At 70.4% G+C, this 25,860-nt stretch carries 22 protein-coding genes and 4 pseudogenes; 11 read left to right on the forward strand and 15 right to left on the reverse strand.

The features are described from left to right. Window positions 1–283: 283 nt before the first annotated feature. Window positions 284–358 (forward strand): annotated as a pseudogene (locus AB852_RS41545) (M15 family metallopeptidase); the annotation flags it as partial. Window positions 359–592: 234 nt separating this feature from the next. Here the strand turns inward: AB852_RS41545 and AB852_RS41550 are convergent. The 10 genes and pseudogenes from AB852_RS41550 to pspAA form a co-directional block, all read right to left on the reverse strand. After that, a pseudogene (locus tag AB852_RS41550) lies at window positions 593–721 on the reverse strand (hypothetical protein); the annotation flags it as partial. A 128-nt stretch (window positions 722–849) separates the two neighbouring features. Further along, entirely contained in the window at window positions 850–1,161 is a 312-nt protein-coding gene (locus tag AB852_RS34875; RefSeq protein ID WP_073794898.1) for an SCO5918 family protein, read from the reverse strand. A gap of 50 nt (window positions 1,162–1,211) precedes the next feature. Further along, window positions 1,212–1,622, reverse strand: coding sequence for a CBS domain-containing protein (locus tag AB852_RS34880; RefSeq protein ID WP_073794901.1), 411 nt, complete (start codon window positions 1,620–1,622; stop codon window positions 1,212–1,214). Between the two features lie 46 nt (window positions 1,623–1,668). Then, window positions 1,669–3,189, reverse strand: a complete 1,521-nt coding sequence (locus AB852_RS34885; protein WP_073794904.1) for a DEAD/DEAH box helicase — start codon at window positions 3,187–3,189, stop codon at window positions 1,669–1,671. Between the two features lie 326 nt (window positions 3,190–3,515). Continuing rightward, window positions 3,516–3,719: a cold-shock protein gene (locus tag AB852_RS34890; RefSeq protein WP_030980875.1), complete on the reverse strand. Its 204-nt coding sequence runs from the start codon at window positions 3,717–3,719 to the stop codon at window positions 3,516–3,518. Window positions 3,720–4,462: 743 nt separating this feature from the next. Next, window positions 4,463–4,606 (reverse strand): annotated as a pseudogene (locus tag AB852_RS34895) (IS5/IS1182 family transposase); the annotation flags it as partial. Between the two features lie 134 nt (window positions 4,607–4,740). Continuing rightward, window positions 4,741–4,984, reverse strand: a pseudogene (locus AB852_RS34900) (Tn3 family transposase); the annotation flags it as partial. 184 nt (window positions 4,985–5,168) lie between these two features. Then, window positions 5,169–5,417 (reverse strand): PepSY domain-containing protein, encoded by a 249-nt coding sequence (locus tag AB852_RS34905; RefSeq protein WP_073794907.1) that lies wholly within the window; start codon window positions 5,415–5,417, stop codon window positions 5,169–5,171. Between the two features lie 300 nt (window positions 5,418–5,717). Then, the gene (locus AB852_RS34910) at window positions 5,718–5,927 is read right to left on the reverse strand and encodes a cold-shock protein (RefSeq protein WP_073795132.1); all 210 of its coding nucleotides are present in this window, start codon (window positions 5,925–5,927) and stop codon (window positions 5,718–5,720) included. 168 nt (window positions 5,928–6,095) lie between these two features. Beyond that, window positions 6,096–6,374 (reverse strand): PspA-associated protein PspAA, encoded by a 279-nt coding sequence (gene pspAA, locus AB852_RS34915; protein ID WP_073794909.1) that lies wholly within the window; start codon window positions 6,372–6,374, stop codon window positions 6,096–6,098. 431 nt (window positions 6,375–6,805) lie between these two features. On the opposite strand from pspAA, the gene AB852_RS34920 reads away from it, so the two are divergent. Further along, window positions 6,806–7,327 carry a rho GDP-dissociation inhibitor gene (locus AB852_RS34920; RefSeq protein WP_073794911.1) on the forward strand — a complete coding sequence of 174 codons (522 nt, stop codon included), beginning with the start codon at window positions 6,806–6,808 and terminating at the stop codon, window positions 7,325–7,327. A 28-nt stretch (window positions 7,328–7,355) separates the two neighbouring features. Here AB852_RS34920 and AB852_RS34925 read toward each other — a convergent pair whose 3' ends face one another. Continuing rightward, window positions 7,356–7,874, reverse strand: a complete 519-nt coding sequence (locus tag AB852_RS34925; protein WP_073794914.1) for a pyridoxamine 5'-phosphate oxidase family protein — start codon at window positions 7,872–7,874, stop codon at window positions 7,356–7,358. Between the two features lie 236 nt (window positions 7,875–8,110). On the opposite strand from AB852_RS34925, the gene AB852_RS34930 reads away from it, so the two are divergent. After that, window positions 8,111–8,533, forward strand: a complete 423-nt coding sequence (locus tag AB852_RS34930; RefSeq protein WP_073794917.1) for a serine hydrolase — start codon at window positions 8,111–8,113, stop codon at window positions 8,531–8,533. Here the strand turns inward: AB852_RS34930 and AB852_RS34935 are convergent. Beyond that, window positions 8,524–8,826: a hypothetical protein gene (locus AB852_RS34935; RefSeq protein WP_073794919.1), complete on the reverse strand. Its 303-nt coding sequence runs from the start codon at window positions 8,824–8,826 to the stop codon at window positions 8,524–8,526. The two genes, AB852_RS34930 and AB852_RS34935, sit on opposite strands and share 10 nt — an antisense overlap. Before the next feature lie 164 nt (window positions 8,827–8,990). Then, complete coding sequence (locus tag AB852_RS34940; RefSeq protein WP_079185144.1) at window positions 8,991–16,589, reverse strand: type I polyketide synthase; 7,599 nt, start codon at window positions 16,587–16,589, stop codon at window positions 8,991–8,993. 506 nt (window positions 16,590–17,095) lie between these two features. On the opposite strand from AB852_RS34940, the gene AB852_RS34945 reads away from it, so the two are divergent. The 7 genes from AB852_RS34945 to AB852_RS34975 all read left to right on the forward strand — a co-directional run bounded on the left by AB852_RS34945 (window position 17,096) and on the right by AB852_RS34975 (window position 23,325). Then, a complete protein-coding gene (locus AB852_RS34945) occupies window positions 17,096–17,380 on the forward strand; it encodes an acyl carrier protein (protein WP_073794921.1) in 285 nt (94 codons plus the stop codon). Next, window positions 17,377–18,651 carry a cytochrome P450 gene (locus AB852_RS34950; protein ID WP_073794924.1) on the forward strand — a complete coding sequence of 425 codons (1,275 nt, stop codon included), beginning with the start codon at window positions 17,377–17,379 and terminating at the stop codon, window positions 18,649–18,651. Before AB852_RS34945 ends, AB852_RS34950 begins: the two co-directional genes overlap by 4 nt. A 177-nt stretch (window positions 18,652–18,828) precedes the next feature. Next, window positions 18,829–19,812: a ketoacyl-ACP synthase III family protein gene (locus tag AB852_RS34955; RefSeq protein ID WP_073794927.1), complete on the forward strand. Its 984-nt coding sequence runs from the start codon at window positions 18,829–18,831 to the stop codon at window positions 19,810–19,812. Between the two features lie 113 nt (window positions 19,813–19,925). Next, window positions 19,926–20,444: a hypothetical protein gene (locus tag AB852_RS34960; protein WP_143201322.1), complete on the forward strand. Its 519-nt coding sequence runs from the start codon at window positions 19,926–19,928 to the stop codon at window positions 20,442–20,444. Window positions 20,445–20,762: 318 nt separating this feature from the next. Then, window positions 20,763–21,653 carry an alpha/beta fold hydrolase gene (locus AB852_RS34965; protein WP_073794932.1) on the forward strand — a complete coding sequence of 297 codons (891 nt, stop codon included), beginning with the start codon at window positions 20,763–20,765 and terminating at the stop codon, window positions 21,651–21,653. Window positions 21,654–21,786: 133 nt separating this feature from the next. Then, a complete protein-coding gene (locus AB852_RS34970) occupies window positions 21,787–22,653 on the forward strand; it encodes a serine/threonine-protein kinase (RefSeq protein ID WP_073794935.1) in 867 nt (288 codons plus the stop codon). A 468-nt stretch (window positions 22,654–23,121) separates the two neighbouring features. Then, window positions 23,122–23,325: a cold-shock protein gene (locus AB852_RS34975; RefSeq protein WP_073794938.1), complete on the forward strand. Its 204-nt coding sequence runs from the start codon at window positions 23,122–23,124 to the stop codon at window positions 23,323–23,325. A gap of 359 nt (window positions 23,326–23,684) precedes the next feature. On the opposite strand, the gene AB852_RS34980 is transcribed toward AB852_RS34975, so the two are convergent. Next, a complete protein-coding gene (locus AB852_RS34980; RefSeq protein WP_073794941.1) occupies window positions 23,685–24,233 on the reverse strand; it encodes a hypothetical protein in 549 nt (182 codons plus the stop codon). 130 nt (window positions 24,234–24,363) lie between these two features. Between AB852_RS34980 and AB852_RS34985 the strand changes: the two genes are divergently transcribed. Beyond that, complete coding sequence (locus AB852_RS34985; protein WP_079185145.1) at window positions 24,364–25,443, forward strand: hypothetical protein; 1,080 nt, start codon at window positions 24,364–24,366, stop codon at window positions 25,441–25,443. 146 nt (window positions 25,444–25,589) lie between these two features. On the opposite strand, the gene AB852_RS34990 is transcribed toward AB852_RS34985, so the two are convergent. Further along, window positions 25,590–25,814, reverse strand: coding sequence for a hypothetical protein (locus AB852_RS34990; RefSeq protein ID WP_073795140.1), 225 nt, complete (start codon window positions 25,812–25,814; stop codon window positions 25,590–25,592). Between the last annotated feature and the right edge of the window lie 46 nt (window positions 25,815–25,860).

Consider the following 25,860-nt stretch of genomic DNA (forward strand, 5'->3'; position numbering starts at 1 on the left):
CTTGAGGACGTCGACCAGCCCGTGGTGGTCGGGGGCCACCCGGTCACCTTCTGGCATCTGATTACCGCAGAGAACCGGAAGGCGACCTATCGGAGAGCTGGGTAGTGCCCTCGCGACCCTGCGCACTCCGACACCGCCGAGTGAGCTCCGGCTGCCTCGTTTCGATGTCTTCGGCCGGGCGGACCTGCGGATAGAGCGCGCGGATGTTCCCCAGGAGGATCGGATGTTCCTGCGCCACCAGCTCCGACACCTGCGTGATGCATTCGCGGCCATTCGCTTCGGGTCTGCGTTGGCGGCCGTCGACCTCACCCTGGCCGATGCCGGTGGGAACGAACTGGGCCTGGGCACACGGATGAACCGTGCCGGGCGGTGAGCAGACGTTCCAGTACGGCGCGCTGCTCGGCGGAGAACTCGAACCCCTGCTGGGCCTCGACGGTGGAAACGGTCTTCGCCACCGTGTCCGGGCCCACGACCGCGGTCCGCCTCGGCCTGCCAACAGTCGCGCAGTACCGTCGTCCGCGACGCTTGCGGCTTCTCCGTTCTTCGCGGCCTTGGATGCCGTGGAGGCGGCGGTCCGCTCGCGGGTGGTGGCGCTGTCGTAGTCGATGCCGAGCCTTGTCAGCAGGTCGCGAACCTGGTTGTCGCGCTTGCTGAAGAGACGGATCGTGGCCCCCGGGGTCCCCGCGATCTCCCAAGCGCCTGTTCGTTCGTCGCGGCGGATCGAAGACCGGGGTCAGGTGAACCGGTTCCGCTTCCGTGGCCAGGTCCTTGCCCAAGGCGGGGTCAACGCGGATGCGTTCCAGGTCGGCCTCACCACTGTTCTGGTGGCGGCTGACGCCTGCACATCGGTCAGACGGCGGCAGGGGGGCCGAGCAGCGCGGAAGCCTGCTGGGACGGGGTGAGGGCGGGGAGGGGCGCGGTGGTGCGGCGAAGGGTGGGGCAGGTGAAGCCGAGCCGGGTCATGGCCCGGAGGATTTCACCGGCGCTGAAATCGCGGCGGTCCTGGCGTGTGATGACCTGCCCGACCTGCTTGACGGGGTAGGTACGGCGGCCGATGATGACGGACTCGCCGATGACCTGTTCGGGCTTGATGCCTTTCATGGATTCCAGGACGCCGCTCCTGGTGAGGTCGAACGGGAACCGGGCGATGATGCAGCGCATGATGCCTCACAGGGAGAAGAATTGGGGATGGTTCTGCCAGGTGAGGCGGTTCAGCGGGCAAGGGCGAGGGCGAGGGCGCCCGGAGCGATGCCTTGTTCGTCCACGACGGGCAGGGCATCGAGCGAGCGGTAGCGCATCGCGTGCTCGGCTTCGGCCATCGTGGCCACCGGCGAGGTGAACGGCCTGCGGTCGCCGAGGATGCCGCCCGGCCGAACCCGGTCCGTGCGGTCGGAGCTGTCACGGACTGCGGCGAGCTGAGCCCGGGTGACCAGTCCGGTGCACGGGTCGCCGTTGTCGCGGACGGGCAGGTGTCCGGCGCGGGCACCGGCCATGACGGACAGAGCCGCCTCGAAGGTCATGTCGTTGAGGACCGGCGGTCCGGCCGCGTCCCTCGCGTCAGCCACCGTTCTGCGCACCGGCGTGGCACTCGTCGATCGGAGCTTCATCTGAACAAGCGTCAAAACGTGCCTCCGGCAGAGATGGGTCAGTTTCCTGATCACGGCGGTTCTAGGCCGCCGCGTTGAAGGAGGTCTGCCGCACGATCACGCGCCGGGCAGCGGAAGCGGAGCTACGGCGACCACGTGAGGCAGCGCTGCGCTTGCGCGGCTCGACCACCGGCGCGGTGATCGTCACGGGGATGCCGGAAGGGTTCCGTGCGCCGGTGATCCGGCTGAGTGTCTCCTCGCCGGAGCGGACCTGGGCGGTCTGGGGCACGATGCCGGCGGCCGACATGAGGCGGGTCATGTCGCGGCGCTGGTTGGGGGTGACCAGGGTGACGACGCTGCCGGACTCGCCTGCTCGCGCGGTACGGCCGCCGCGGTGGAGGTAGTCCTTGTGGTCGGTCGGCGGGTCGACGTTGACGACGAGGTCGAGATTGTCGACGTGGATGCCGCGCGCCGCGACGTTCGTCGCGACGAGCACGGTGACATGCCCTGTCTTGAACTGGGCCAGGGTCCGGGTGCGCTGCGGCTGGGACTTCCCGCCGTGCAGGGCGGCGGCGCGGACACCGCTGTTCAGCAGGTCCTGCGTCAGCCGGTCGACGGCGTGCTTGGTGTCCAGAAACATGATCACCCGGCCCTCGCGCGCCGCGATCTGGGTCGTCGTCCGGTGCTTGTCGGCGCCGTGGACGTGCAGTACGTGGTGCTCCATCGTGGTGACCGCACCTGCGGACGGGTCGACGGAGTGGACGACCGGGTCGGTGAGATAGCGACGGACCAGGAGGTCGACGTTGCGGTCGAGGGTGGCGGAGAACAGCATCCGCTGGCCTTCGGGGCGGACCTGGTCCAAGAGCGCGGTCACCTGGGGCATGAAGCCCATGTCGGCCATCTGGTCGGCCTCGTCCAGGACGGTGATCGCGACCTGGTTCAGCCGGCAGTCACCGCGGTCGATGAGGTCCTTGAGGCGGCCTGGCGTCGCGACGACGATCTCCGCGCCACCGCGCAGGGCACTGGCCTGCCTGCCGACCGGCATTCCGCCGACGACGGTGGCCAGGCGCAGCTTCACCGAGCGGGCGTAGGGGGTGAGCGCGTCGGTCACCTGCTGGGCCAGCTCACGCGTCGGCACAAGGACCAGGGCCAGCGGCTGGCGGGGCTCAGCGCGCTGTCCCGCGGTGCGGGCCAGCACGGCCAGGCCGAAGGCGAGGGTCTTGCCGGAGCCGGTGCGCCCACGGCCCAGGACGTCGCGGCCCGCGAGGGTGTTGGGCAGGGTCGCGCCCTGGATCGGGAACGGGACGCTCACGCCCTGCGCGGTCAGCGCGGCCAACAGCCCGCTGGGCATGTCGAGGTCGGCGAACGCCTCGACGGCGGGCAAAGCCGGAGTGATCGTCTTGGGCAGGGCGAACTCTCCCTGAACCGCCGCCGGCCGCCGGCCGTGGCCGCCCGGGCGGCCCGGCCCCCCGGAGCGGCTCGGGGCGGGCGAGCCGAAGCGGCTGCCCCGGCCCGAACCGGAGCCGGAGCCGGAGCCGAAAGCGGGGCCGCCTGTACGGCTGCGGGTGCGGGAGGAGCGGGCATTCGTACGTGTGGGGTTCATTCAGAACCTTCCTTGATACGGCACGTATCAAGGAATTCCCGCAGCGGAAGAGCAGCGCGGGGAATCACAAGAACGGGCCGGATGGAATGCGAAAGAAAATCTGACCTGCCGCGAATCCGATGCGGGTACAGGAAAGAGAATGGGTGACGTCATACGGACGTGAAATCCAGGACGCCGACGGATGCGGCTTCGAAGGGGCCGCATCGCTGGAGAGAGGTCTGCCGTGCGCTGGTTGCCCTACAGGGTGCAACCTCTGTGGGACATGCCCGTAGCTGGGGCCCGCACCCCGAGGGATGCGGGCCCCAGCTACGAAGTGCGCGTCAGCGTCAGGCGGGAACGATGTTCTCGGCCGTCGGGCCCTTCTGGCCCGGCGCGATGTCGAAGGTGACCTTCTGGCCTTCGAGCAGCTCACGGAAGCCCTCGGCGGCGATGTTCGAGAAGTGGGCGAACACGTCAGCGCCGCCACCGTCCTGCTCGATGAAGCCGAAACCCTTGGCCGCGTTGAACCACTTCACGGTGCCAGACGCCATGTCATATCTCCCTGGGGCAGAGTGCCGGGCCCGCAATGCACGGGTACCGGGTCGCCGCGATGATGCCCCGACCGGAAAATGACCGGAAATACAAAAACGCATCCAACGGCTGAAGACACCGAAAGAAAACGCTTCAAATTTTGGGAACCAAGACTGCAACTGAAAACGACAGTAGCACGCGGTAGCGACCTGTGCGTGCCGAATGATTCGACTCTGTCAGCTGCGGTAAAACCTCTCCCCGCACGACGCGCTAAACCCTCACCCCGCGGTCATAGATATTGCCCCGCCCGCCGCACAGCATTTCAGGAAGAGCGTTCGCTGTTCACGACTCGTAGGGCACGACTGCTCCCCTGACGCCATCCCGCCCAGGCCTTCGGTCACCAGGAAACCGCCTGCGAAGCACGCATCACCCCAGGGGCCCCGGCCCACCAGGTCGCCATCGGCTCAGCGGCTATCGGACGCGCCCATCACCACGGCCCACAACGGGATGAACCTCCCCCGCCGCACGGCCGACTCCCTGCGCCCGGCTCTCGATGCCGCACGCCACCAGGACGCCGACAGCACTGGCGGCGGGTCCCGACCGAGCACCGTGACCAGTTCCGCTGCCACGACAGGCATCCGCCTGCCGGCACCGGCCCGCACTATCGGACTCGACTTCTCCCATCCACCGGCGCCACACACCCTCTTCTTTTCTGCTCTCAGCCCCGGGGCAAAGGTGTCCATCGGACCTGTCAGGTCCCTCTTTTCAGTGCCCGCGTGTTCACCGAGTCGATCGCGCATCGCGACCAGTCCAGCTCACCGCGGGAACCGGGTTCGTCGAGGACCAGGCGGTGAAACCTGGCCCACACCCTGGCCTTCGACCACTCCGAGAACCGCCGGTGGGCGGTCGCTTGTATGCGGGACGGGACAAGTGATCGTTCTCGGACTCCGCTCGGTTCCAACACCCCCGCTTCGCCCGACCGTCACCCGAAAGCGGCACGCCCTCACCACGGCGCCCGTGAGGACGGCCGGATAGCCGCCCTCACTCGCCGTCGGGGGCGTTCTCGTCACGTAGCGGGCGCAGGCCCGCGGGGAACTCGGGGAGCTTTACGGAACACCGGCCGAGCATGTTGACGTGCTGCCGGACGAACGGGGAGGCGCGCGACCTCCTCGTCCCGGACCGCGAAGCCGTCGGCGCGGAGCTGGGTGACGGCGGCGTCCATGTAGCGGGTGTTGAAGAGGACCAGAGCCTTGAGGACGAGGCCGAGGGCGCCGATCTGGTCCTGTCCGAACCAGCTCAGCCTGACGAGATGATCTGGCCGAGCCACGATTCGTCACGGTGAGTGGGCGGGGTGAACTTGTAACAGTTGACTCGCCTTGGGCGTCTCGGGCGAAGCAGCGGAGGCAGCCCCACCTTCGGGGATGCCTCCGCTGCTTCGCCCGAGACCGGTCTTCGATGGACTGCTGGGCTCAGTTGTCTCGCTCGTCCTTCAGAACTTCGCCGGTCTTGGCATCGACGTCGACGGCCCACTCGACGTTCTGCTGGTCGCGGAGCTCGACCTTGTAGATGTAGCGGCCGTACTCGTCTGCGAGCTCGCTGTCAGTCACGGTGGCACCAGGGTGCTTCGCGACGGCGGCTGCCTTCAGCTCGTCGAGGGACTTGATGATCTTCGCGTTCACTAGCTTGACGACCTCGTCGGGCTGAACGTCTGTAGCCATGATGGCTTCCTTCGTGCCGGGGCTGCGGTGAGGGCAAGCTCGGGGTGTCCGCCTCGCGACATCACCGGTCATCATATGGAGAGAGACCGTATCGCTTTGTGATCAGCCATCATTCGGTGAGGCCAACCGACAGAATCCACGGAGCTGTGGTGATGATGCGCTGCTGCAGGGCGGCTTCCCCCGCCCACCAAGATCGCTTCCCGTGACCGGGCCCGCACCCTTGTCGGCGGCCACGCGAAAGGGGCGGCGGTCGTCCGGCCAGGGCCTGGACGACCGCCGCGCAGAGCGGTGCGTCGAACGTCAGGACTGCAACAGGCGTACCCTCTCCGCCTGCGGACCCTTCTGGCCCTGCGACACCTCGAACTCCACCCGCTGGTTCTCCTCCAGGCTCCGGTACCCGTTGGCCTCGATCGCCGCGAAGTGCACGAACACGTCCGCGCCGCCGTCGTCCTGGGAGAGGAAGCCGTACCCCTTCTCCGCGTTGAACCACTTCACCGTGCCTGTAGCCACAAGCTCCACCCTTCACCGCCGTCGGCGGCGCGACACCCGCGCCGGGCCCGCGCGCGCGGACCTCATGGCGATCATCACCCTCACTCGGACCGCGCCCCCGTGATACCCCACACCACCCACCCGAATGAGCGACCCGGCGGGGCTCTGCAAGGTGTTCCGTGCGGTGGGTCAGCTGGGGATGAGGCCGTCGTCACCGAGCCTCCCGCGGACTTCGTCGAGGGAGGCGTCGGGTGCGGGGAGGATGAGTTCGGAGGGCGCCAGGGCGTCGTTGGGCAGGGGCTCGCCCAGGCGTCGGACCGCGTCCAGCAGCGCGCCGAGGGTCCGCCTGGAGCCTTCCTCGTCGCCGTCCTCCATGTAGGCCAGCAGTTCTTCGTCGAGCCGGTTCAGCTGGGAGAGGTGCGAGTCGGCCGGTTTGACCTGGCTTTCGCCCATGATGCGAACGATCACGATGGTCTTCCGCCCCTGGGAGGTTCCCCGGCTCTCGCCGGCCGGAGTGCTGTCCGCATCCCACCGCCGCCCCGGCCGGTGGCGACGCCGTGCCGGGGCGGGTCGGACGGCCACCACCCTTTCGAGTGAGACCGGGGCCCGGCCCAGGCTCGCCCGGAGGAGAAGAGGAGAGTCGCCCCCCGGGGGAGAGCGGCACCGCCGCCAGACAGCAGCCGGGCAGGCAGCGCGGGAGCACCGGACGGCCGCCCGGCCGGACAGCCCCGGTGAGGAGCAACGGCACGCCAGGCGGGTACGGCCGGCGGATTCCAGATCAACGGGGCGGGGCCCGGGCCATGGCCCGGCGAGGGCCGGAAGCAGGGGAGACCACCGTGTTCTCCTGCGATGCGGGCCGCGCACCCGGCCGGCCCGGCCCGACAACCGAGGGAGACGACATGCCCGAGCAGGAGACGAGCAGCACGGTGGCGCAGGCGGCGGACGACGGACGGCGGCTGGTCCTCAGGTCGCTGACCCTGGAGAGCGAGGGCGGCACCCCGACCACCTGGCAGCTGGACGACCCGCAGGCGCTCGCCGAACTGAAGGAGAAGGGGTTCACCCTCACCGAGGGCAGCCACTACAAGCTCCGCTACGCCTTCCAGGTGCGGCACGACATCATCTCGGGCCTCACGTACGTCTCGGCCACCTCCCGCCAGCGCATCAAGGTGGGCAAGGAGCAGGCGCTGTTGGGCGTGTTCGGCCCGCAGGCGGCACTGCACGAGTACACGGTTCCCCGCTCCGGCTGGTCCGAGGCGCCGAGCGGCCCCCTGTTCGAGCGCAGCGAAGCGGAGTTGAGAGCTTGGGGGCGGGGCAGCCTCGGGTCGCTGTTGTACCGGCGGGCGCTGGGCGAGGCTGTCGCCACGGCGTCGGCGGTACGCGACGGCGCGCCGTCGACCGGCCCCGCACCCGCGTACGCGTAGGTGCAGGCTCTCGTCGACGGGCCCGGTGTCACGGGCCGGTGAGCTTGTCGAGGTCGGGGGCGTAGACGGTCGTCCAGTGCGGGTTCAGCCGGTAGTAGACGACCTCGCGGTTCCAGTCGAAGGCGTCGTCGTTGTAGAAGTCCTTCAAGTAGGCCAGGAGTTCCTGCCAGTCGGCTGTGGTCGCGGCGTCCTCGGGGTTCAGCTCCTCCACCGTGCCGTGGGTGAACACGCCGAGGTCCTCGCCGCGCATGTGCGCGACGCTGGCGGCCGGACGGGCCGCGAGATGACGGGCCTTGGCGGCGTTGCGCGCCGTGCCGAAGTGCCACCGGCCGTGCAGGAAGTGCCCGTCGGCGCCGCTGATCCGCGGTTCGCCCTTCGCGGTCACCGTGGAGAGGGCGAGCGTGCACATGCCGGTGAGGACCCCGGTGAGCTGCGCCGCCGTGATGGTGCGGCCCTCGACGATCGAGCGGAGGTGTGCGGTCGAGCCGGAGAGGGAGGAGTCGAGGAGGGACTGGAGCTTGTCGAGTTCTTCCGGGGTTTCGCGCATACGTCCATCGTCGGCCGTAAACCCGACACCCTCTGTCGTCATTGATGAAGCAGCGGTGAGGTTGCTCCGCGCGGGTCGCGCTCGGTGCTGCGTGGATGGCAACAGGTGGGGGACGCACGCCGGGACATGTTCATGTATGCGCGGTTGATCGACGAGCTGTGATGCCGTTGGTCCTGCTGCCAGGCCGCACGACGCGGTGTTCCCTTGAACTGATTGAGCAGCCATGATGTGCCGCCGTGACGGATTTCGTGGTTGCGCTGGAACGGGGAGAGCTTCTCACCCGCGGTTCCCTGAACGCGATGTTCACCCCGCGTGCCGTCCCGCGTATCCGGTTTCCGTCGCCGCTGGCCGTCTCGGGGTACGGCTACGACGTGTTCATCGGAACCCTGGCCGGGCACCCGGCCCGTTTCCACCACGGCGACAATCCCGGCCACCGCTCCTTTCTGGTCCGCCTCCCAGAACAGGACACCGCGATCGCCGTCCTCACCCGCGACGAACACACCGGCCCGTACACAACCCTGTCCGCACTGACCGCCGGATACCTCACGGTGCGACTCGGCACTCCGCAACCGGCAGGGATGCAGCGGGACCCGGAACGCCCGGGGCCGGAGGGGAAGATCGGCATACCCCGTTCTTCGGCCACGAGCTCTCACATCTGAACCCCGAGGCGACAATTCCAGCCGGTGGCCCACGGCAGTCCCGGGTCAAGAGCACGTACTCGGCCGGCGCCGAACTCATGGGCGTGGCCGCCGCGCCACTCCCCCCACTGCGGGTCGTCCGGGACGGCCTCGGGTCCGGCGACGCCGGCACCCGCAAGGAACACGACCAGGTCGTGGCCGCTGTAGGCGGTTCCGAGGATCTCGCCCCGGCCGCTGCCGCGCACGGTGACTCTCCGGCCGCCCGAGAGGGAGGCTTGGTGCACGACGATCGCAGGGCTACCGGGAACATTCATGATGCCTCCCGCAGCGTCGCGGTTCCGGGCATCACGGGCGCGGCGTGATCGCTGCGGGCCAACGGCGACCAGGTCGGCCTCTCAACGTCGGCAGCCCGATCTCGGGGCCGGATTCTCCGGCGAGGTGAGGAGCTGAGCGTTCCTGATGAGGAGCGTCCGGCATTTCAGGTCTGCGAAGACGGGCCAGGGGTGGGTTCCTGCTGGAGGTTGAGGCGGGTGAGGACGCGGTGGGTGATGGCGGTGAGGTCGGCGGCGTTGGTGAGTTCGACGGGTGGGAGTTCGCAGGCGAAGGTGTTGCGTATGGCGGTGCTGAGTTCGGTGGCCATGAGGGAGTCGACGCCCATCTGGTCGAGGCGGCGGTTGGTGCGGATGTGGTCGGGGGTGGTTCTGAGGGTCGCGGCGAGGAGCTCGCGCAGGGCGTTCTCGACGAGGTCGGCTGCTTCTTCCGGGTCGGCGTGGGTGAGTTGTTCACGGAGGAGGGGAGTGGCCGTGTCGTCCTGCGGGGGCAGGAGTCCTGCGGTCCGGGGGGCGGTGAGGGTGCTGACGAAGCCGGCGGCGGCGGCCCAGTCCATGTGGGTGAGGGCGATGGCGGGGCTGGGCAGATATACAGGAGGTTGGGCGAGGAGCCGGTCCAGGTTCTGGAGGGCTTCGCGGGCGGTGGTGCCGGTCATTCCCCGGGCGGCCAGGGTCCCGCCGGTCTGGTCGCGGTGGACGAACCCGGCGTCGGAGATGACCCCGAACTGGATGGCGAGTACGGGTGCGCCCTCGCGTCTGCGTCTGCGGGCGAGGCTTTCCATGGCCAGGTTCGCGGCACTGTAGGCGGCCTGCATCGTGTTGCCGGTGAGTGCGGTGACGGAGCTGTAGAGGGCCAGGAAGTCCAGATCGAGTCCGCTGGTGAGCCGGTCCAGGATGAGGGCGCCGGTGAGTTTGGGCGCGAGGACCTTCGTGAGGCGCTCGTCGGTCAACTCGGTGAACGGGGCGTCGTCGAGGACCATCGCGGCGTGCACCACTCCGGCCAGTCGTCTGCCCGCGGCGGTGATACCGGTGACGATGGTGTTCATCGCCTCGTAGTCACCGGCGTCGGCGGCGTGGGCGGTGACGCTGACGCCGCCGTGCCGCAGATCGGCGAGGAGTGCTTCCGCTTCGGGGGCGTCGGGGCCTCTGCGGCTGACGAGGGTGAGATGGCGGGCTCCCCGGCCGGCGAGGTGGCGGGCGGTGGCCGCGCCGAAGCCGCCGAGGCCGCCGGTGATGAGGTAGTCGGCGTCGGGGTCGAGGGGGGTCGGGTCGGGTGCGGTGTGTACGGGGACGGTGTCGGTGAGGTCGATGACGACTTTGCCGATGTGACGCGACCGTTCCATGGATTGGAATGCCTCGCCGATGCGGGAGGCGGGGAACACCTGGTGGGGCGGCGGGTGCGCGGTGCCGGTCCGTACGGCGTCGGCCAGGGAGCGGACGAGGGCGTCGCCGCTGGGCGAGTACTCGTTGAGCAGGGGGGCGACGTCGACGCCGAAGAAGGTGAGGTTGTTCAGGAAGGGGGCGAGGAGGAGCGGGCTGTCGGCAAGGAAGTCCCGTTTGCCCAGTTCGATGAAGCGGCCGTGGGGTTTGAGGAGTTTGACACTACGGGCGAGAGCTTCCCCGGCGAGGGAGTTGAGGACGACGTCGACGCCTTCGCCGCCTGTGATCTCACGGATCTGATCGGCGAATTCGAGGGTGTGGGAGTCCAGGACGTGGCGGACGCCGAGGAGGCGGAGCAGGTCCCGTTTGCCGGGGGTGCCGGCGGTGGCGATGACGGTGGCGCCGACACGCTGTGCGTACTGGACGGCGAGCATTCCCACGCCGCCGGCGCCCGAGTGGACGAGCAGGGTTTCGTTCCGGCTCAGGTGGGCCAGATGGCCCAGGGCGAGCTCCACGGTGATGAAGACGCCGGGCAGGGTGACCGCTTCCGTGCTGCGCAGGGTGTCGGGTACGGGGATGAGCCGGTCGGCGCGCAGCACCGCGTGGGAGCCGAAACAGCCCACCTTGATCCCGGCGACCCTGTCCCCCACCGAAGGGGTGGTGACATCGTCGGCGACGGCTTGGACGGTTCCCGCGCAGTCCATCCCCAGGGGACTGGTCGGATCGTCGGGGGCTCTGGGGGGTGCGGGCACCCGGCCGGTCACGGTCATGATGTCCCGGTAGTTCAGGGCTGCCGCTTCGACGGCGATCACCACCTGGCCGGGTGGCGGTACCAGGGGCGGGACCGCCTTCCAGCGCAGTTCGTAGTGCGGTACGCAGGCGGGGACTTCGAGGGTGAACCGCTGGGAGGTCCCGTGGCTGCTGGGGCGGGTGGGGGCGGGGAGGTTCTGCACTCGGGGAACGAAGCGCCCTTCGGGGGTGAGGAGGACTTCTTCCTCCTCGGTCGGCGTGCTCAGTTCGGCGACCAGCGCGTCGACCGGGTCGGGGGATCCCTCCGGCAGGGGGAGAGAGATGCGGTGCACCGGGGTGGTCGGCAACTCGTTGGCCAGGCTTCGTGCGGCTCCCCAGAGCGCGGCGGCGACCGGTTCGCCGGGAGGGTGTTCCGGGGTGTGGGCGGTGCTGCGGGTGATGAGCCACAGACCGGTCCGGTCGGTGTCGGTGTGGTGCTGATGGACCTGGGCGAGGGTTCGCAGGGTGCCCAGTTGGCGGATGGCCTCGTCGGTGAGTGCCTGCGGATCTGTGTCCTGCTCCGTCGTCCTGTCGTGTTCGTCGCCGCCGATGAGGACGAGGGAGGTGGGTCCGGGTGAGGACCGCATCGCCTTGGTCCAGGAGCCGGGGTCGTCGGCGTCCTCGATGAGCTGTGTGCCATGGGGGAGGCCGGGGCTGTTGGGCAGGGTCTCGGCGAGTTCGCGGGCGAGAGCGGCGTTTCGGCCGTGGGCGGTGCCCGTGGCGGCGATGAGCCAGCGGGTCGTGTCCTGCGGGTCGGTCCGCTCGGGTGCCGGGTGGGCCGGTCCCGGGGCCTTGGTGTCCTGGTGCGGTACGGCGGCGGCGAGGATGAGGGAGTAGTCGCGCAGGTCCGGATCGGCGTGGTCGCCGAGCTGGACCGGGGTATCGAAACCGCTGGCTTCCAGCAGGGTGCGCCATTCCTCCCAGGACAGCATGGGGCCGTCGGGACGCCGTGCGGTGTCCTCGTAGTCCCAGTAGCTGTCGAGCATGCCGAAGACGGGGGTGGCGACGTCGTGGTTGTGCGACTCGATCGCCAGGAGGTGGCCGTGGTCGGCCAGCAGACCGGAGACGTAGCGCATGGTGCGGTCCATGTCACGGGCGGTGTGCAGGGCGTTTGCGGCCAGGACGATGTCGAAGCTGCCCGGGGTGAAGCCCTGCTCCGTGGGGTCCTGGTCGAGGTCCAGGCGCAGGTAGTCGACGAAGTCGTGGGCGGCGAGGCGTTCGCGGCAGTGCGGGAAGAAGGCGGGCGAGATGTCGGTGCAGGTGAAGCGGGTGAGCTCGGGAGGCAGCACGGGCAGGACGGCGGCGGTCAGCCCGCCGGTGCCGGCTCCGACCTCCAGCACCCGCAGCGGCCGGCCCGGCGGCCAGTTCTTCAGGGACGCCCGCAGCAGATTGCGGGCCAGCCGGTACTGGTAGACCAGGTTGGGGGTGAAGTCGTAGACCCGTGAGGCGAGGTTGTCGACGGAGAAGAGGAATTCCAGGGGGTCGATCCGGCCATGCAGGATGTCCGCGTAGTGGAGTCCGGTGACCGCGTAGGGGTACAGGGCCGCGCCGATGGAGGGGTGGGCGGTGAGTGTTTCCTGGACGATGCGTTCGAGTGCGGGTTCGGTGGCGATCCGCCAGGTGTCCTGTCCGGTAGCGCGCAGGACCCCGCGTGCCTCGGCCAGGCGGCACAGTGCGGTGAGCCAGCGGGAGTGCTTGGGGTGGACTCCGGTGGCGAGCACCGCCGGGACGCTGAGAGGTCGGTCCGCGCCGAGGATGTCGGTGAGGGCGCGGGCGATGCTGTGGGCGGCGGTGTCCACCACACCGGTGCGGAAGTGGGTCAAGTCGTGCAGGTGCTGGTCGCCGGGTCCATCCGGCCAGATGTCTGCGGCGGCCGTCTCCTGCGGGGAGGGCAGCGGGGTGGGGCGTGCCGAGGTGCCGGGCAGGGGGGCGGCGCGCAGGACTTCGGCCAGCAGGGAGGGGGCGGCCGGTTCGGCGGCGTTGAAGCGGCGCAGCCGGCAGCCGATCGCTTCCAGGGCCACGTTGCCGTCGGTGTCCGTGACGGTCAGATCCCAGGTGTGCTCGGTCCGGTCCCCGCGCCGACCCGTGACGTGTACGTGTCCGGTGGCGGGCAGGTCCGTCCACGACCGTACGGCGGCGAACCCGGAGGGCAGGTAGGGCACCACCGTGTCGCCCTCGGTGGCCAGCAGCGGCACGCCCGACTGGAGGGCGCCGTCCAGCACGCTCACGTCGGCGGTGTGCCGGCCGGACGGGGGGAAGGGAGCCGTGAAGTCGGCGAGCACCTCGGTCTCGCCGACCGCCAGTGCGGTCAGCGGCCGGAACGCCGGCCCGTAGGGCAACTGGGCACGGGCGCAGGTGGCGTAGTGCTCCTCTCGGGTCTGGCGGCGGGTGGTCCTGGCCCGGATGGCGGCCAGGTCCAGCGGAGGCGGCTGCGGCAGGGTGAGTCGCTGTACCCGGCAGTGGACCAGTTCCCGCCAGGGGCCTGAGGTTCCGTCACGGCTGGCGATGGTGCACCGGCCGCCGGGGGCGACCGTGGTCTGGAGGCGGATGTCCATCGCGGGATCGTCGAAGGGCAGCGTGAGCCCGGCGTCGATGGACAGGTCGGTGACTTCGGCCGCCGCGTCGAGGGCATTCTCCCCGGCGGTGAGGGCGACATCGACGTAGGCGGCGGCGGGAAGCACCACGGCGCTGCCCACCTTGTGGTCGGTGAGCCAGGCGAGCGGGCCCGGCTCCAGCTGCTGGTGCCAGGCGGGGTCGAGGGTGGGCAGCCGCTCACCGAGCAGCGGATGCTTTCGGGCCGGGGCGTCCTGCTGGGCGGACTCCTCCCACCATGACGGCTCGCCGGACCAGTGCCGTTCGCGCTGCCAGGGGTAGGCGGGCAGGGGCACGGCACGGCCGCGGACCGGGAAGAAGGGAGTCCAGTCGGTGGTGGCGCCGGTGGCCAGCACCGCGGCGATCGCCGAGCGGATCAGCGGCGGGCCGGCCTGGTCGCGCAGGAGTGTGGACAGGACGGTGACTTGTTCCGGCCGTCGTACGGTGCCGGTGCGCAGATACGGGGTAAGGGCGGCGTGGGGGCCGATCTCCACCAGTACCGTGCAGCCGCCGTCCAGCAGTGTGTCCAGCGCGTCGGTGAAGCGGACGGGTTCGCGGATGTTGCGCCACCAGTACTCCGCGTCGAGGTCCGGACCGTCCACCACCCGGCCCGTCGTCGAGGAGACCATCGGGATACGGGACGGACGCCCCGGGAGGTCCTGGAGCGAATCCAGCAGCACCTCCCGCACGGGATCCATGGACGCACTGTGGAAGGCGTAGTCCAGGGGCAGTTCGCGGAAGAACACCTCCCGCGCCTCCAGTGCCCTGCCCAGTTCCGCGATCGCCGCCGTCGCGCCGGACACGGTGACGGCATCGGGCCCGTTGATCCCGGCGATCACCAGCCGTTCGCCGAACGGGATGAGCGCCTCCTGTGCGGCGGCGGGGCCGAGTCCGATCGCGGCCATCCGCCCGCTGCCCGCGGTCCTGCTCTGGGCCCGGCTGCGCTCCGCGATGACCTGGCAGGCGGCGGCCCGGCTCAGGGCGCCCGAGCAGTAGGCGGCGGCGACATCGCCGACGCTGTGGCCGGTGACTCCCGCCGGGGTGATACCGGCAGCCGCCAGCGAGGCGACGAGTCCGCCCTGCACCGCGAAGAGCAGCGGCTGAGCGACCTCGGTGCGCTCAAGTTCCGGCGCGCCGACGGGGCGGCGCAGCGCCTCCAGGACCGACCAGCCCAGCCGGGGCAGCAACTCTCCGTCGATGAGGGCGACCTCGCTCAGGAATGCTTCGTCCGCCGCCAGCAGGTCCCTGGCCATACCGGGCCACTGGGAGCCGTTGCCGCTGAAGACGAAGCCCACCGAGCTCCCGTCCCGTTCGGCGGTTCCCCGGGCGCTGCCCGCGACCGGCTCGTCGCCGGCGGCCAGAGCTCTCAGGCCGGCCGCCGCCCGGGCCGCGTCCGAAGCCAGGACCACCGCCCGGTGCTCCCGCCGTGTACGGCGCAGACAGCTCGTGTAGGCGATGTCGTAGAAGTCGTCCGGAACGGATTCCAGGTGATCGGCGAGCAGCCGGGCCGTCTCGTTGGCCGCTGCTTCGGTGGCGCCCGAGGTCATCACCGGCAGCTCGCCTTCCCCGCGCGTGCTGTCGGCTTCCCCGCGCCCGCTGTCGACCGGCGCGGCTACGGGCGCGGCCCGGAGAACGACATGGACGTTCGCGCCTCCGAACCCGAAGGAGTTCACCCCCAGCACTCCGTCCGGTGTGAGCGGCAGCGGGCGCGGGGAGGTGACGGGTTCGAGCCCGAGACCGGTGAAGTCGATCTCGTCGTTGAGGGGCAGCGCGTGCAGCGTGGCGGGGATCGTCTCATGGCGCAGGACGAGCATCGCCTTGAGCAGCCCGGCGACCCCGGACGCCGCCTCCAGGTGTCCCAGCGTCGACTTCACCGAGCCGATCAGCAGCGGCTGCGCTCTCCGGCTGCCCAGGGCCCGGCCCAGCGCCTGGCACTCCAGCGGGTCTCCGGCCGGGGTCCCGGTGCCGTGTGCCTCCACATAGGCGACCCGTTCCGGATCGATGCCCGCCCGCGTGTAGACGCTTTCCAGGAGTTCCTGCTGCGAGGTGGCGCTGGGAAGGGACAGGCCCGACGTCGTGCCGTCGTCGTTGACCGCACTGGCCACGATCACGGCCTCGATCCGGTCACCGTCGGCGATCGCCGCACGCAGCGCCTTCAGCACGAACACACCCACTCCCTCGCCGCGCACATACCCGTCGGCGCCCGCCGAGAAGGGATGGCAGCGTCCCGTGCGCGAGAGCATGGACGCCTTGGAGAATCCGATGAAGTCGGCCGGGTTGAGCATCACATTGACCCCGCCCGCGACTGCCAGCGTGCTGCGCCCGGTACGGATCGCCTCGCAGGCGTGGTGCACCGCGGTCAGGGTGGAGGAGCAGGCGCTGTCGACGGCGAACGAGGGGCCGTGGAAGTCGAAGACGTAGGAGATCCTGTTGGCGGTGTTGCAGGACGCCGACCCGCTCATGGCATAGGCGTTGATGGTCCTGAGCCGGCGGACCTGGAGTTCGTAGTAGTTGCGGTCGGAGACCCCGATGATCACGGCCGTGTCGCTGCCCGCCAGTGCGGCGGAGTCGAGCTGGGCGTCGTCGAAGGCCTCCACCGTGCACTCCAGCAGGAGCCGTTGCTGGGGGTCCACCCGGGATGCTTCCTTGGGGGAGATGCCGAAGTAGTCGGCGTCGAATCCGCTGATGTCGTCGAGGAACGCGCCGGTGGTGGAGTACGTCTTGCCCTCGTGCTGCGTGTCCTGGTCGAAGAACCGCTCGGGATCGAAGCGTTCGGGCGGTACCGGCGTGAGGACATCCTTGCCCGCGTTCAGGGTGCGCCACAGGTCCTCGCGGCTGTTGATGGCTCCCGGCACGCGAAAGCCCAGCCCGACGACGGCGACCGCGTCCTGCGGTTCGGTGGAACGGGCCGGGTACTCGGCGGACATCGCCGCTTCACCACGGGTAGGGGCACCGCGGCCGTTCTGCCGGATGGAATGCGCGGCCATCGGATTCTCCTCGCAGGACAGATGTTCACCTGATGAATCAGGCCGACGACCGCGTTCGCGTCAGGTGTCCGGCGTGAATCCTGGATCGGCCGCTCCGTTGGCGGACTCGACCGGCCGGGAACCGGGCCGGTCGGGCAACCGGTGCATGAAAAGTCGACTTCGCCTCATCGCGAGGCGACGGGTCGCCATCGACGCGACCCCTGTGACCGCCTCCCCGACCCCAGTGACATACGGGATGAAATGCCGGGAAAGTGCGTATCCATGCTTGCACGCCACCGCTACGGAAGCGACCCGCAGAGATCAGCGGAGGCGACCCCCGGAGAACAGGTGCCTGTCTCGCGGCCCCTCCCCGCTCAGCGCGAATCCCCCGGCGGACAAGCGTAGGGTCGAAAAAACCGTGCCTGTCGGCCCGACATCCCCTTGAACGTCCCGGACACCGCGGGACCACGTGCAGGAAGTCACCGGCCCCGCTCACGGCCTTTCCGCAGGAGAGAAGTGTGTGCCGCATGAACCCCCCACCGAAGCAGAACCAGGCGGCGCTCGCGCCGCACCTCCAGGAACGTCTGCACCGGTTGCTGGACCGGGAGTTCGAATGGAACGGGACCGTCACGGAAGAGGACGACCGTCCGCTGCTCAACCTGCCGGGCGTGGACTCCCTGGGCTTGCTCAGGGCCATGACCTGCATACAGAAAGAGTTCTCGGTTGCCTTCAGCGACGAAGAACTCTTCGATCTGCGCACGGTCGGTGATCTGCGTGCCCTGCTGGCCGCCAAAGCCGGGAGCGGGCCATGACCTCCCCGGACCAGCCGACCCCGGCCGTCTGCCCCGCCCGGACAGGCGGGAACCGGCAACTGATGGACGCCGCCTTCCCCCATGAGGCGTTCCCCACCGCCCTCCGCGATCTCGCCGACACCGGACCGGTCCACCCGGTCGTCCTCCCCGGCGGCCTGCACACATGGCTCGTCACCGATCACCACGCCGCACGCGCCCTGGCAGGCGACCAACGACTGACCCTCGACATCCGCGAGATCCCCGAACCCCCTTGCGGCCTCGGCCGCACCCGCTACCCCGAGGACGGACTGGCCGTGCGAGGGCGCCACTTGATGAACATCGACGGCGCCGACCACGACCGCCTGCGCCGGCAGGTCTCCCCCCTTCTCAGCCACGCGGCCGTCCAGCCGCAGCGGCCGATGATCGAAGCCGCAGCCGAGAACGCCTTGCGGGACCTCGCCGGCCAGGACCCCGCCGATGTGGTCGCCCACTACGCACGCCCCCTGGCCAGCGACGTCATGAGCACCCTGCTCGGCGTCCCGGCCGACCTCCGCGCACCGCTTGCCGACGTCACCGCCAGGCTCGGGGAACCCGACCCCCCGGACAGCGAACCCATGCACGCCGCCCTCCTCGAACAGTTCGACCTGGTCAGAGAGGCCATGGAACGACGCCGCACGGACCCGGGCGACGACCTCATCACCGTGCTGCTGAAAGCCCACGGCCGAGACCGGATCACCCGCATGGAGATCCAGGCAATGATCTCGCTCCTGACCGCCGCCGGGCTGGAAACCACCGCCACGCTCATCGCCTACGGCACCGCCCTGCTGATCGAGCACCCCGACATCCGACGCACCCTGCTGACCGACGACGACAGCGCCCAGGCAGTCGTCGAGGAACTCCTGCGTCACCACGCACCCCTGTTCACCGCAGGCTGGCGCTTCACCACAGAACCCGTTGAGGTCGGCGGCACCACCATCCCAGCAGGCGCCTTCGTGCTGCTCTCGCTCGCCGCCGCCAACAAGGACCCCGGCGTCTTCCCCCACCCCGACGACTTCCGCACGGACCGCCCCAACGCGGCCCAGCTGATGTCCTTCGGCCACGGACCCCACTACTGCCTGGGCTCGCACCTCGGCCGGCTGGAAGGACGTATCGCCCTGCGCGCCCTTTTCTGGCGCTACCCCTCCATCGCGCTCGCCACCGAACCCGACGCCCTCACCTGGCAGGGCGCCACCCTCAACCGCCGCCTCACCACCCTCCCCGTCACCCTCGGCACGGCGCGACAGCGGCCATGAAGACCCCGGCGCGACGGACGACACCACTGCCGCAGGCGGACCGGAACACGCCGGACCGAACCCCGCAAGCCCGGCGGTGGCAGACACACGTACCCGCAGACGCGGAAACCCACTCCCCAGCCGTTCGGCCGCCTTCCCCTCCCGCTCCTCCCCCGCCGGCCGACGGGAAGGACGACCGTGAGAACCGACATCCCCCTCTACATCAACGCAGCCGCGCTCTGGCTGCCCCAAACCGCCTCCACAGCCGAGGAAGCCGCCGCGTCCGGAGTCATCCGACTGCGTGCCGCCGAGGCCGAAGGCTTCGCCCAACTGGCCGTCTGCCATGACCGCACGGTCTCGAGCATGGCCGCCGAAGCCGCCCGCACCGCCCTTGAGGACGCCGGTCTCACCCCCGACGACGTGGACCTCCACATCCATTGCTGGGTCTACGAACAGGGCGAGGGGGTCTGGAGCCCGGCCCACCGCGTCGCCCGGCTCACCGGCGCCCACCACTGCATGGCGTTCGGCCTGCAACAGCAGTCCAACAGCGGAGCCACCGCGATCGAAACAGCCCTCACCAAAATCGCCACGGACCCCCGGACCACCACGGCCCTGATCACCACCGCCGACAAGTTCAACGAAGTCCCCCAAGGGCGCTGGTCCCCGCTCTCCGACGGCGGCCCCCTCGGCGACGGCGCCACCGCCGTCGTCCTCACCCCCTCCCCGGGCCCGCTGCTCATCGAATCCATCGCGGGCCACGGAGACACCAGCCTCGAACCCGACTTCCCCGGCCGCGACCCGTTCGGACTCCAGCCCCCCGACCCGAACGGCTCCCCCTTCCGCAAACAGGACGTCCTCAAGCGCATGCGGGCCTGCGTCAAGCACGCCGTGGACGACGCCCTCGACGACGCCCACCTCAGCCCCGACGCCCCCGGGATCGACTCGGTCCTCCCCTGTTTCCTGGGCCAGACCTTCATCGACTGGACCATCCGCCCCGCCCTTCCCACCCCCCTCCAGGACAAGATCCGCCGCTACGGCTCCCACACCGGCCACCTCGGGGGCGGCGACCTCACCGCCAACCTCGCCTTCACCCTCAAACAACCGCCCCCACCCGAGAGCCACACCCTGCTCGTCAGCGTCGGAGCCGGCTACTGCGCCACCTGCCTCGTCGTACGCGCCTGACACGCACCCGCAAGCCCTGAGAGCCGGCCCTGGGACTCCTTTGGGCACGGACGCGGAGGCTCGGTTGCCGCAATGTCTTCGCGGATCACGTCGTCTCGCCTACCGTCATCTGCATGAGCAACGACGGTGTAGTGGTGGATGAGGCGGTCCGCGCGGCGTGGGACACCTACCGGGTCCTGGAGAAGCGGACGCCCGCCAAGGAGCGCCAAGAAGCGCAGCAACGAGTGAAGGCTGCGGCGGACTCCGTCGGGCGCGAGGAGGTCTCCCGAGGCACGGTGTTCCTGGTGGGCGTCCTGACCGGGTACCTGATCGGCGAGCCGCCCGGCGGCGGGGAGCAGTTCGATCCGCTGAACGACCTCATCCCCGCGGTGATCCGCAAACTGCCCACCTTCGACATGGCTGACCCGGAGCAGGTGCCGATGGCCACCGGTGTCCTCATGGCCGCCGCCATGGGCATGGACACCGTGGCCTGGCGCGACCGGTTCGGGCCGATCGAGCCGAAGGAGGCCATAATCCACGGCTTCGTGCTGTGGCTGCTCGCGGACCTCTTCGACTCCCTGGCCGACAAGCCGGGCACCATCGACCAGTTGATGCGCGAGACCTTCGACTCCATGGGTACCTCGCAGGACTGACGCACGACACCAACCCGGAGGAGTGCCCGGAGTGCCGGCGCGAGGTGCAGCTCGGCGCCGACCGCCGCTGCGGCCGCGGGCAAGGGCCTCGCATCGCGCATACCCGGACGGCGCAGCAGCTCGCGGTGTCCCTGGCCGTGGTGTTGATGCCCGGAACAGGTGCCACCTGGTGACAACGGCCGGGCGGATACGCGTTGCCGCCGGGTGCCAACGGGCGACGACTCGTTCCCCGGCCCCGGCCGCGAGGTGGTGTGCGGCGCCGGAAAGGGCGATGCGCATGCCGCCGGGCGCCACGGGGCCCAGAAAGAGAGCAGACAGATGCAACCGACGTTCGTACTGGTTCACGGAGCTTTCGCGAACTCCTTCTCCTTCGCACCGCTCCAAGCCGAACTCGGCCTCCTCGGGCACCGTTCCGTCGCCGTCGACCTGCCGGGGCACGGGTTCGCCGCGACGTACCCGCGCGCCTATCAGGCGCCGCAGGACCTCGAAGAGCTCGCCACCGCGCCCGGGGCCGTCAAGGGCGTCACGCTCGCCGACAACGCCGCGCATCTCATCGGGACGCTGGAGCGCGCCAGACGGAACGGGCCCGTCATCCTGGTCGCCCACAGCCGTGGCGGCATGACCGCCACCGTCGCGGCCAACCAGCGGCCCGACCTGATCGACCGCATCGTCTACGTCTCCGCCTGGTGCCCTGTCGACCTCGACGTCAGCGCCTACTACGCCGAGCCCGAGATGGCCACGGTCGACACCACAGGAGTGGCATCGGCGATGGTCGGGAACCCTGCCGAACTCGGTCTGCTGCGCTCCAACTTCCGCACCGCCGACCCCGGCGCCCTCGCGGCCCTCAAAGCGGCCTTCCTCGCCGACGGGACAGACGGCGAGTTCATGGTCTTCCTCAACACCTTCCAGCCCGACGAGAACCTCGACGTCGGCTCACCCGACGACCGGGCACAGGCCGACACCTGGGGGCGGATCCCCAAGACGTACATCCGGCTGACCGAGGACACCAGCATGCCGCTCGCCATGCAGGACCGGATCATCCGCGAGGGCAACAAACTGACACCGAAGACCCCCTACGACGTCCGCACACTCACCAGCAGCCACCTGAAGTGGCTGGTCGACCCGGCACCGGCGGCCCGGGTCCTGGGGGAGATCGCCGCGCTCCTGCCTGCCGCATCCGGGCGCTACGTTGTCGCCCCAGGCTCCTGAGCGGTCCGCCTCCGGCGATTCCGGCCGGCTCGCCCTGGCACGCCGAGTCGTTTGACGGCCCGGCTCGTTTGCTCGGGTGGCGTGACCGGACGGTCCGCCGAACCCATGTGTCCCGACAGCATCAGGTTGCGTGATGGATCAGTTTCCTTCCGGATACGACGAGGCTCTCGCGGTGGTCGAGGCCCGCTGCGGGAGCGCCTTCCGGTTGCGGGAGGTGACGTCCCGCCGGGGAGCCGTGGTGTGGGAGGCCGCGGGTGCCGACGGGAGGTTCGCCGTGAAGATCGGCACCGGCGACGGCGCGGGGGCCGTGTCGCGGGAGACCGAGGTACTCCGGGCGTTGGGGTGGACCGGGCATCTGCTCGCCGCGGGTCGGGGACCGGACAGCGCGTGGCTGGTGGCGCGGTGGTTCGAAGGGCCCTCCACATGGGATGCCTTCGCCTCGTTCCGGGAGAACAGCAGCGGGCGGAGGGCGGGCCTCGACGCGGCGGTGCAACTGTGCCGGACGGTCGACGGCCTGCACGGCCTGGGCTGGGTCCATGCTGATCTCCAGCCGGACCACGGGATCCACACCGGTGGTGGTGTCCGTCTGATCGACCTGGCGTGGAGCTGGCGGGAGGGGATGCGGCCGCCACCGGTGACGGGGGTGGGCATCGACCATCTCGTGCCGCCGGAGGTGGCCCTGCGCGGCGCCGGTGATCTGCCGCTGGACGCGGGCAGGGCGGCCGACGTCTACACCCTGGCCGCCACCCTGTGGACCTGTGTCACCGGAACCTGGCCCCTGGACTACCCGGCCGCCGGCGTCTCACCGGAGCACCTGACCTCGGACCAGCTCCGCGCGCAGATCGCCACCGGCCGTATCCCCCTGCGAGCTGCGGCACCGTGGCCAGAGGTCCAGGGAGTCCTGCGAGAGGTCCTGCTGAGCGCTCCGGGTGACAGGCCCTCGGCGCGGGAACTCGCCACGAACGTGGAACGCTCGGCGTCCGGGCCGGCCGGACGCTAGGACCGCGTCCGCCGGTGCAGCTGGGTGAACAGCGGACCCACCGTGCGCCCGGCCCCGGATACGGGCCCCGAACCGCCGTTCGTACGCCGCGAACCGGCGCGGGTCGTCGTGGAGGAAGAGAACGTCGTGCGGGCTAGGGCCTCGGCGATCTCCGATGAGCAGGGTGTGGCTGCCGGGTGGGGGCGGTTGCTCGAGGGGGAGGGCGAGGTCGGCGGTGAGGTCCCCGCCTCCGAGGTGGCCGGTGTGTGAGCCGTAGCGGCGGATCTTGTCCAGGTGCGAGCACCCAGCAGCAACCTCACGGAATGGGTCGGTGGGGCGGGTTTCGGCGGGAACGTTGGACGGGCGGCCGAGTCGTTGAGCATCGCGGCTCGTTGTCCCTGATGGCGGTGGCCGTACCGGTCCGCCTGCCCGGCTCCAGGCAGCGTCTGGTCGTGTGGAGCCGTCCGGGAATCGCAGAAGGAGAGCAGCGTGGCTACAGGAACGGTGAAGTGGTTCAACGCGGAGAAGGGTTACGGTGCCATCACTCCGGACGACGGCGGCGCGGAGGTGTTCGTCCACCACACGTCGATCAATGCCTCCGGCTTCCGGAACCTGGACGAGGGCCAGGCGGTCGAGTACGACGTCACCGACGGGCCCAAGGGCCCCCAGGCCGAGAACGTGACAAGCGCCTGACCACCGCCTGCCCCCTCCGGCAGGCGCGGAGTGGAGCGCGGCCCGTACCGGGAACCATCTGACGCGGTGTCCGGCCTGGGGCGGTGTCCGGCCTGGGGCGGTGTCCGGCCTGGGGCGGTGTCCGGCCTGGGGCGGTGTCGTTTGTTCCCGGTCGGAGTGGTGGTGAACCGGCAGGCGGTGGATTCCGCGCCGGGCAGGTGCGGTGCCCGCGGCCGGTGAGTGGTGCCGGTCTCGCACTGGGGGCTGAGGTCGGGTTCTCCGCCCGGGAGCCGGAGGCCGTTGCCGTCCTCCGGTTCGTGTCGCGGGTGTCCCGCCGATCATCGGCGGGACACCCGGGTAGGTGCGGTGTTCGGCAGGGGTCAGGAGAACAGGCCCGGCCACACGTCCGTGATGTCCGCGATGTTCCCGATGCGCTCGCCGCTGTCCCAGTCGCACTCGACGTAGCTTCCATTGCTGATGAAGCGGGCATTGCTGTCCGGGCCCAGGAACGCCACTTCGAGCCGCAGCACCATTTCCGGGGGCAGGCCCGGCCAGACCTCTTTGATCTCGCGGGTGTAGCCGATGCGCTCGCCGCTGTCCCAGTCGCACTCGACGTACTGGTTGCCTCCGAAGAAACGGACGTTGCCGTTCGAGCCCAGGAGTGCCGTGTCGAGCTTGTCCATGCGCTTCGCCGTTCCTGTGGTGTATGCGGCTGTCCACGTCCGGGCGTTGTGGGTCCAACGTGCCTTGTAGAACTGCTTCCACCCGACCTCGCGGGTGCCGTCGGGCCGGTGGAGCTCGATGTGGTCGGACGACCAGCCCGCGTCCGGGAGGTCGTGCCGCCGGGGCCCGTGCTCTGTCCGGCGTTCGGGCCCGGGGCGGTGATGCCCGCGGTCCAGTCGGCTGCCAGTGGCGTACGAGCTGTCCATGCCGCAGGGGCGGCTGTCCTGCCTGCGGGTGGTTTATCCACGGGATGTGACCAGCCTGGGCGTATTCGCCGGATTCCTTGATCACGCTGGTGCATAGGGTCCCCGGGTTGATCGACTGAGAAGGAGCCCCATGCTCAACCGCAAGCTCGTCCTGGCCGCCGCCGTTGTCCCGTTCGCCACCTCACTGGCACTGGGACCGGGCGCCCAGGCCGCCGCCCCGCAACATGGCACCGCCACCTTCACCACGCCGGGAAGCGCTCAGCAGTGGACGGTGCCCAACGGCGTCTCCACCCTGACCGTCGACCTGTGGGGTGCCGGTGGAGGCGGCTCCGGAGGCACCGGCGGTGCCGGTGGAGGCGGGGGCGGGGGTGCCGGCGGGCAGGATGCCACCGGTCTGGGCCACGGCGGCACCGGCGGCGGTGGCGGCAGCGGCGCCAGTGGCGGCGGAGGTGGTGCGGGCGTCCACATCACCTGCACCATCCCGGTCCACCCCGGCATGCCGCTGCGCATCACCGTCGGCAAGGGCGGCTCCGGCACCGCGGGCAAGCCCGGCACCGCCGGTGGTACGGGCGGTGAGTACGGCCTGCTCGCCGGAACCGGCGGCAACAGCGGCACCGACGCCAAGTCCAGCACCGCTGACGGCGGCTCCGGCGGGGCCACCACCGTCGATGCCGCCGGAGGCCCCGTCATGTCGCCGGGAGCCGGCCCGGTCCTCTCCCCCAGGTCGACCGCATCAGGCGGGTCCGGGGGCAAGGGCGCGGTGGGCGCAGCGGGCGGGGGCGAGTGGGGCGGCGGCGGTAAAGCTCTGGGGATCGGCGGGGGCAACGGATCCGGTGGAAGCTCGGGCGGCTCCGGTGGCGGGGCCGGCTACGCCGGGCTGGACCTGTCCTGCACGGGCACTCCTCCCGCTCCCGGGAAGGCGCACGTCGTCCACGGCAAGAGCGGCAGCGCGGGTTCCGCGGGCAGGACCGGCGACGCCGAGGCGGGCATCGGTGAGCTGGGCGGCACGGGCGGAGCAGGCGGTACAGGCGGCCGGACCCCCAACGACCACGGCTACGGCCGCGGTGGCGACGGCGGCAGCAGCGGAGCCGGCGGCGACGGCGGCCGGGGAGCCGACGTCTCCGGCGCTGAAGGCGCGGACGGCGACAACGGCGGGAACGGGGCCGCCGGGAAGAACGGCAGCAACGGAGCCGTCGTCATCACCTACTGACAAAACCCGGGAGACCGTGTGCCCCGGTCACACCACCAGGCCGCACACACGACACCTGACACCGGGCCCCGGAGTGCGTGATGCCCTCCGGGGCCCGGTGGCGTGTCCGGTCCGGACTGTCCGGACCGAGGGGGGTGCGGGTGGTGTCAGCCAGCGGTCCACTGGTGAGTACCGGCGTCGCGCCACTCCACCCAGGCCGGATCGTCCAGGATCAGCTCCGGGCCGGTGACGCCCGCGGCTTCCAGGAAGACCACGAGATCGCGGTCGGAGAACGCGAGGTCCAGGGTCTCGTCCCGGCCGTTCCGGTGCGCATTCACCCGCCGACCGCCCGACGGCGACGGCCGGTGCACGACGATCGGTGCGCTCTCCAGGCCTTTCAGCGTGCGCACTCCCTGCCCCGGGCACAGCACGCGGCAG

The organism is Streptomyces uncialis (assembly GCF_001905345.1).
GTDB lineage: Bacteria > Actinomycetota > Actinomycetes > Streptomycetales > Streptomycetaceae > Streptomyces > Streptomyces uncialis.

Bases quoted from the DNA above. Each gene is read 5' to 3' on its own strand.
- AB852_RS34905 (WP_073794907.1), bottom strand. From the start codon at position 5,417: ATGGCTACAGACGTTCAGCCCGACGAGGTCGTCAAGCTAGTGAACGCG.
- AB852_RS34965 (WP_073794932.1), top strand. From the start codon at position 20,763: ATGCAACCGACGTTCGTACTGGTTCACGGAGCTTTCGCGAACTCCTTC.
- AB852_RS34980 (WP_073794941.1), bottom strand. From the start codon at position 24,233: ATGGACAGCTCGTACGCCACTGGCAGCCGACTGGACCGCGGGCATCAC.
- AB852_RS34925 (WP_073794914.1), bottom strand. From the start codon at position 7,874: ATGCGCGAAACCCCGGAAGAACTCGACAAGCTCCAGTCCCTCCTCGAC.
- AB852_RS34945 (WP_073794921.1), top strand. From the start codon at position 17,096: ATGAACCCCCCACCGAAGCAGAACCAGGCGGCGCTCGCGCCGCACCTC.
- AB852_RS34890 (WP_030980875.1), bottom strand. From the start codon at position 3,719: ATGGCGTCTGGCACCGTGAAGTGGTTCAACGCGGCCAAGGGTTTCGGC.
- AB852_RS34920 (WP_073794911.1), top strand. From the start codon at position 6,806: ATGCCCGAGCAGGAGACGAGCAGCACGGTGGCGCAGGCGGCGGACGAC.
- AB852_RS34970 (WP_073794935.1), top strand. From the start codon at position 21,787: ATGGATCAGTTTCCTTCCGGATACGACGAGGCTCTCGCGGTGGTCGAG.
- AB852_RS34985 (WP_079185145.1), top strand. From the start codon at position 24,364: ATGCTCAACCGCAAGCTCGTCCTGGCCGCCGCCGTTGTCCCGTTCGCC.
- AB852_RS34935 (WP_073794919.1), bottom strand. From the start codon at position 8,826: ATGAATGTTCCCGGTAGCCCTGCGATCGTCGTGCACCAAGCCTCCCTC.
- AB852_RS34885 (WP_073794904.1), bottom strand. From the start codon at position 3,189: ATGAACCCCACACGTACGAATGCCCGCTCCTCCCGCACCCGCAGCCGT.
- AB852_RS34950 (WP_073794924.1), top strand. From the start codon at position 17,377: ATGACCTCCCCGGACCAGCCGACCCCGGCCGTCTGCCCCGCCCGGACA.
- AB852_RS34940 (WP_079185144.1), bottom strand. From the start codon at position 16,589: ATGGCCGCGCATTCCATCCGGCAGAACGGCCGCGGTGCCCCTACCCGT.
- AB852_RS34960 (WP_143201322.1), top strand. From the start codon at position 19,926: ATGAGCAACGACGGTGTAGTGGTGGATGAGGCGGTCCGCGCGGCGTGG.
- AB852_RS34875 (WP_073794898.1), bottom strand. From the start codon at position 1,161: ATGCGCTGCATCATCGCCCGGTTCCCGTTCGACCTCACCAGGAGCGGC.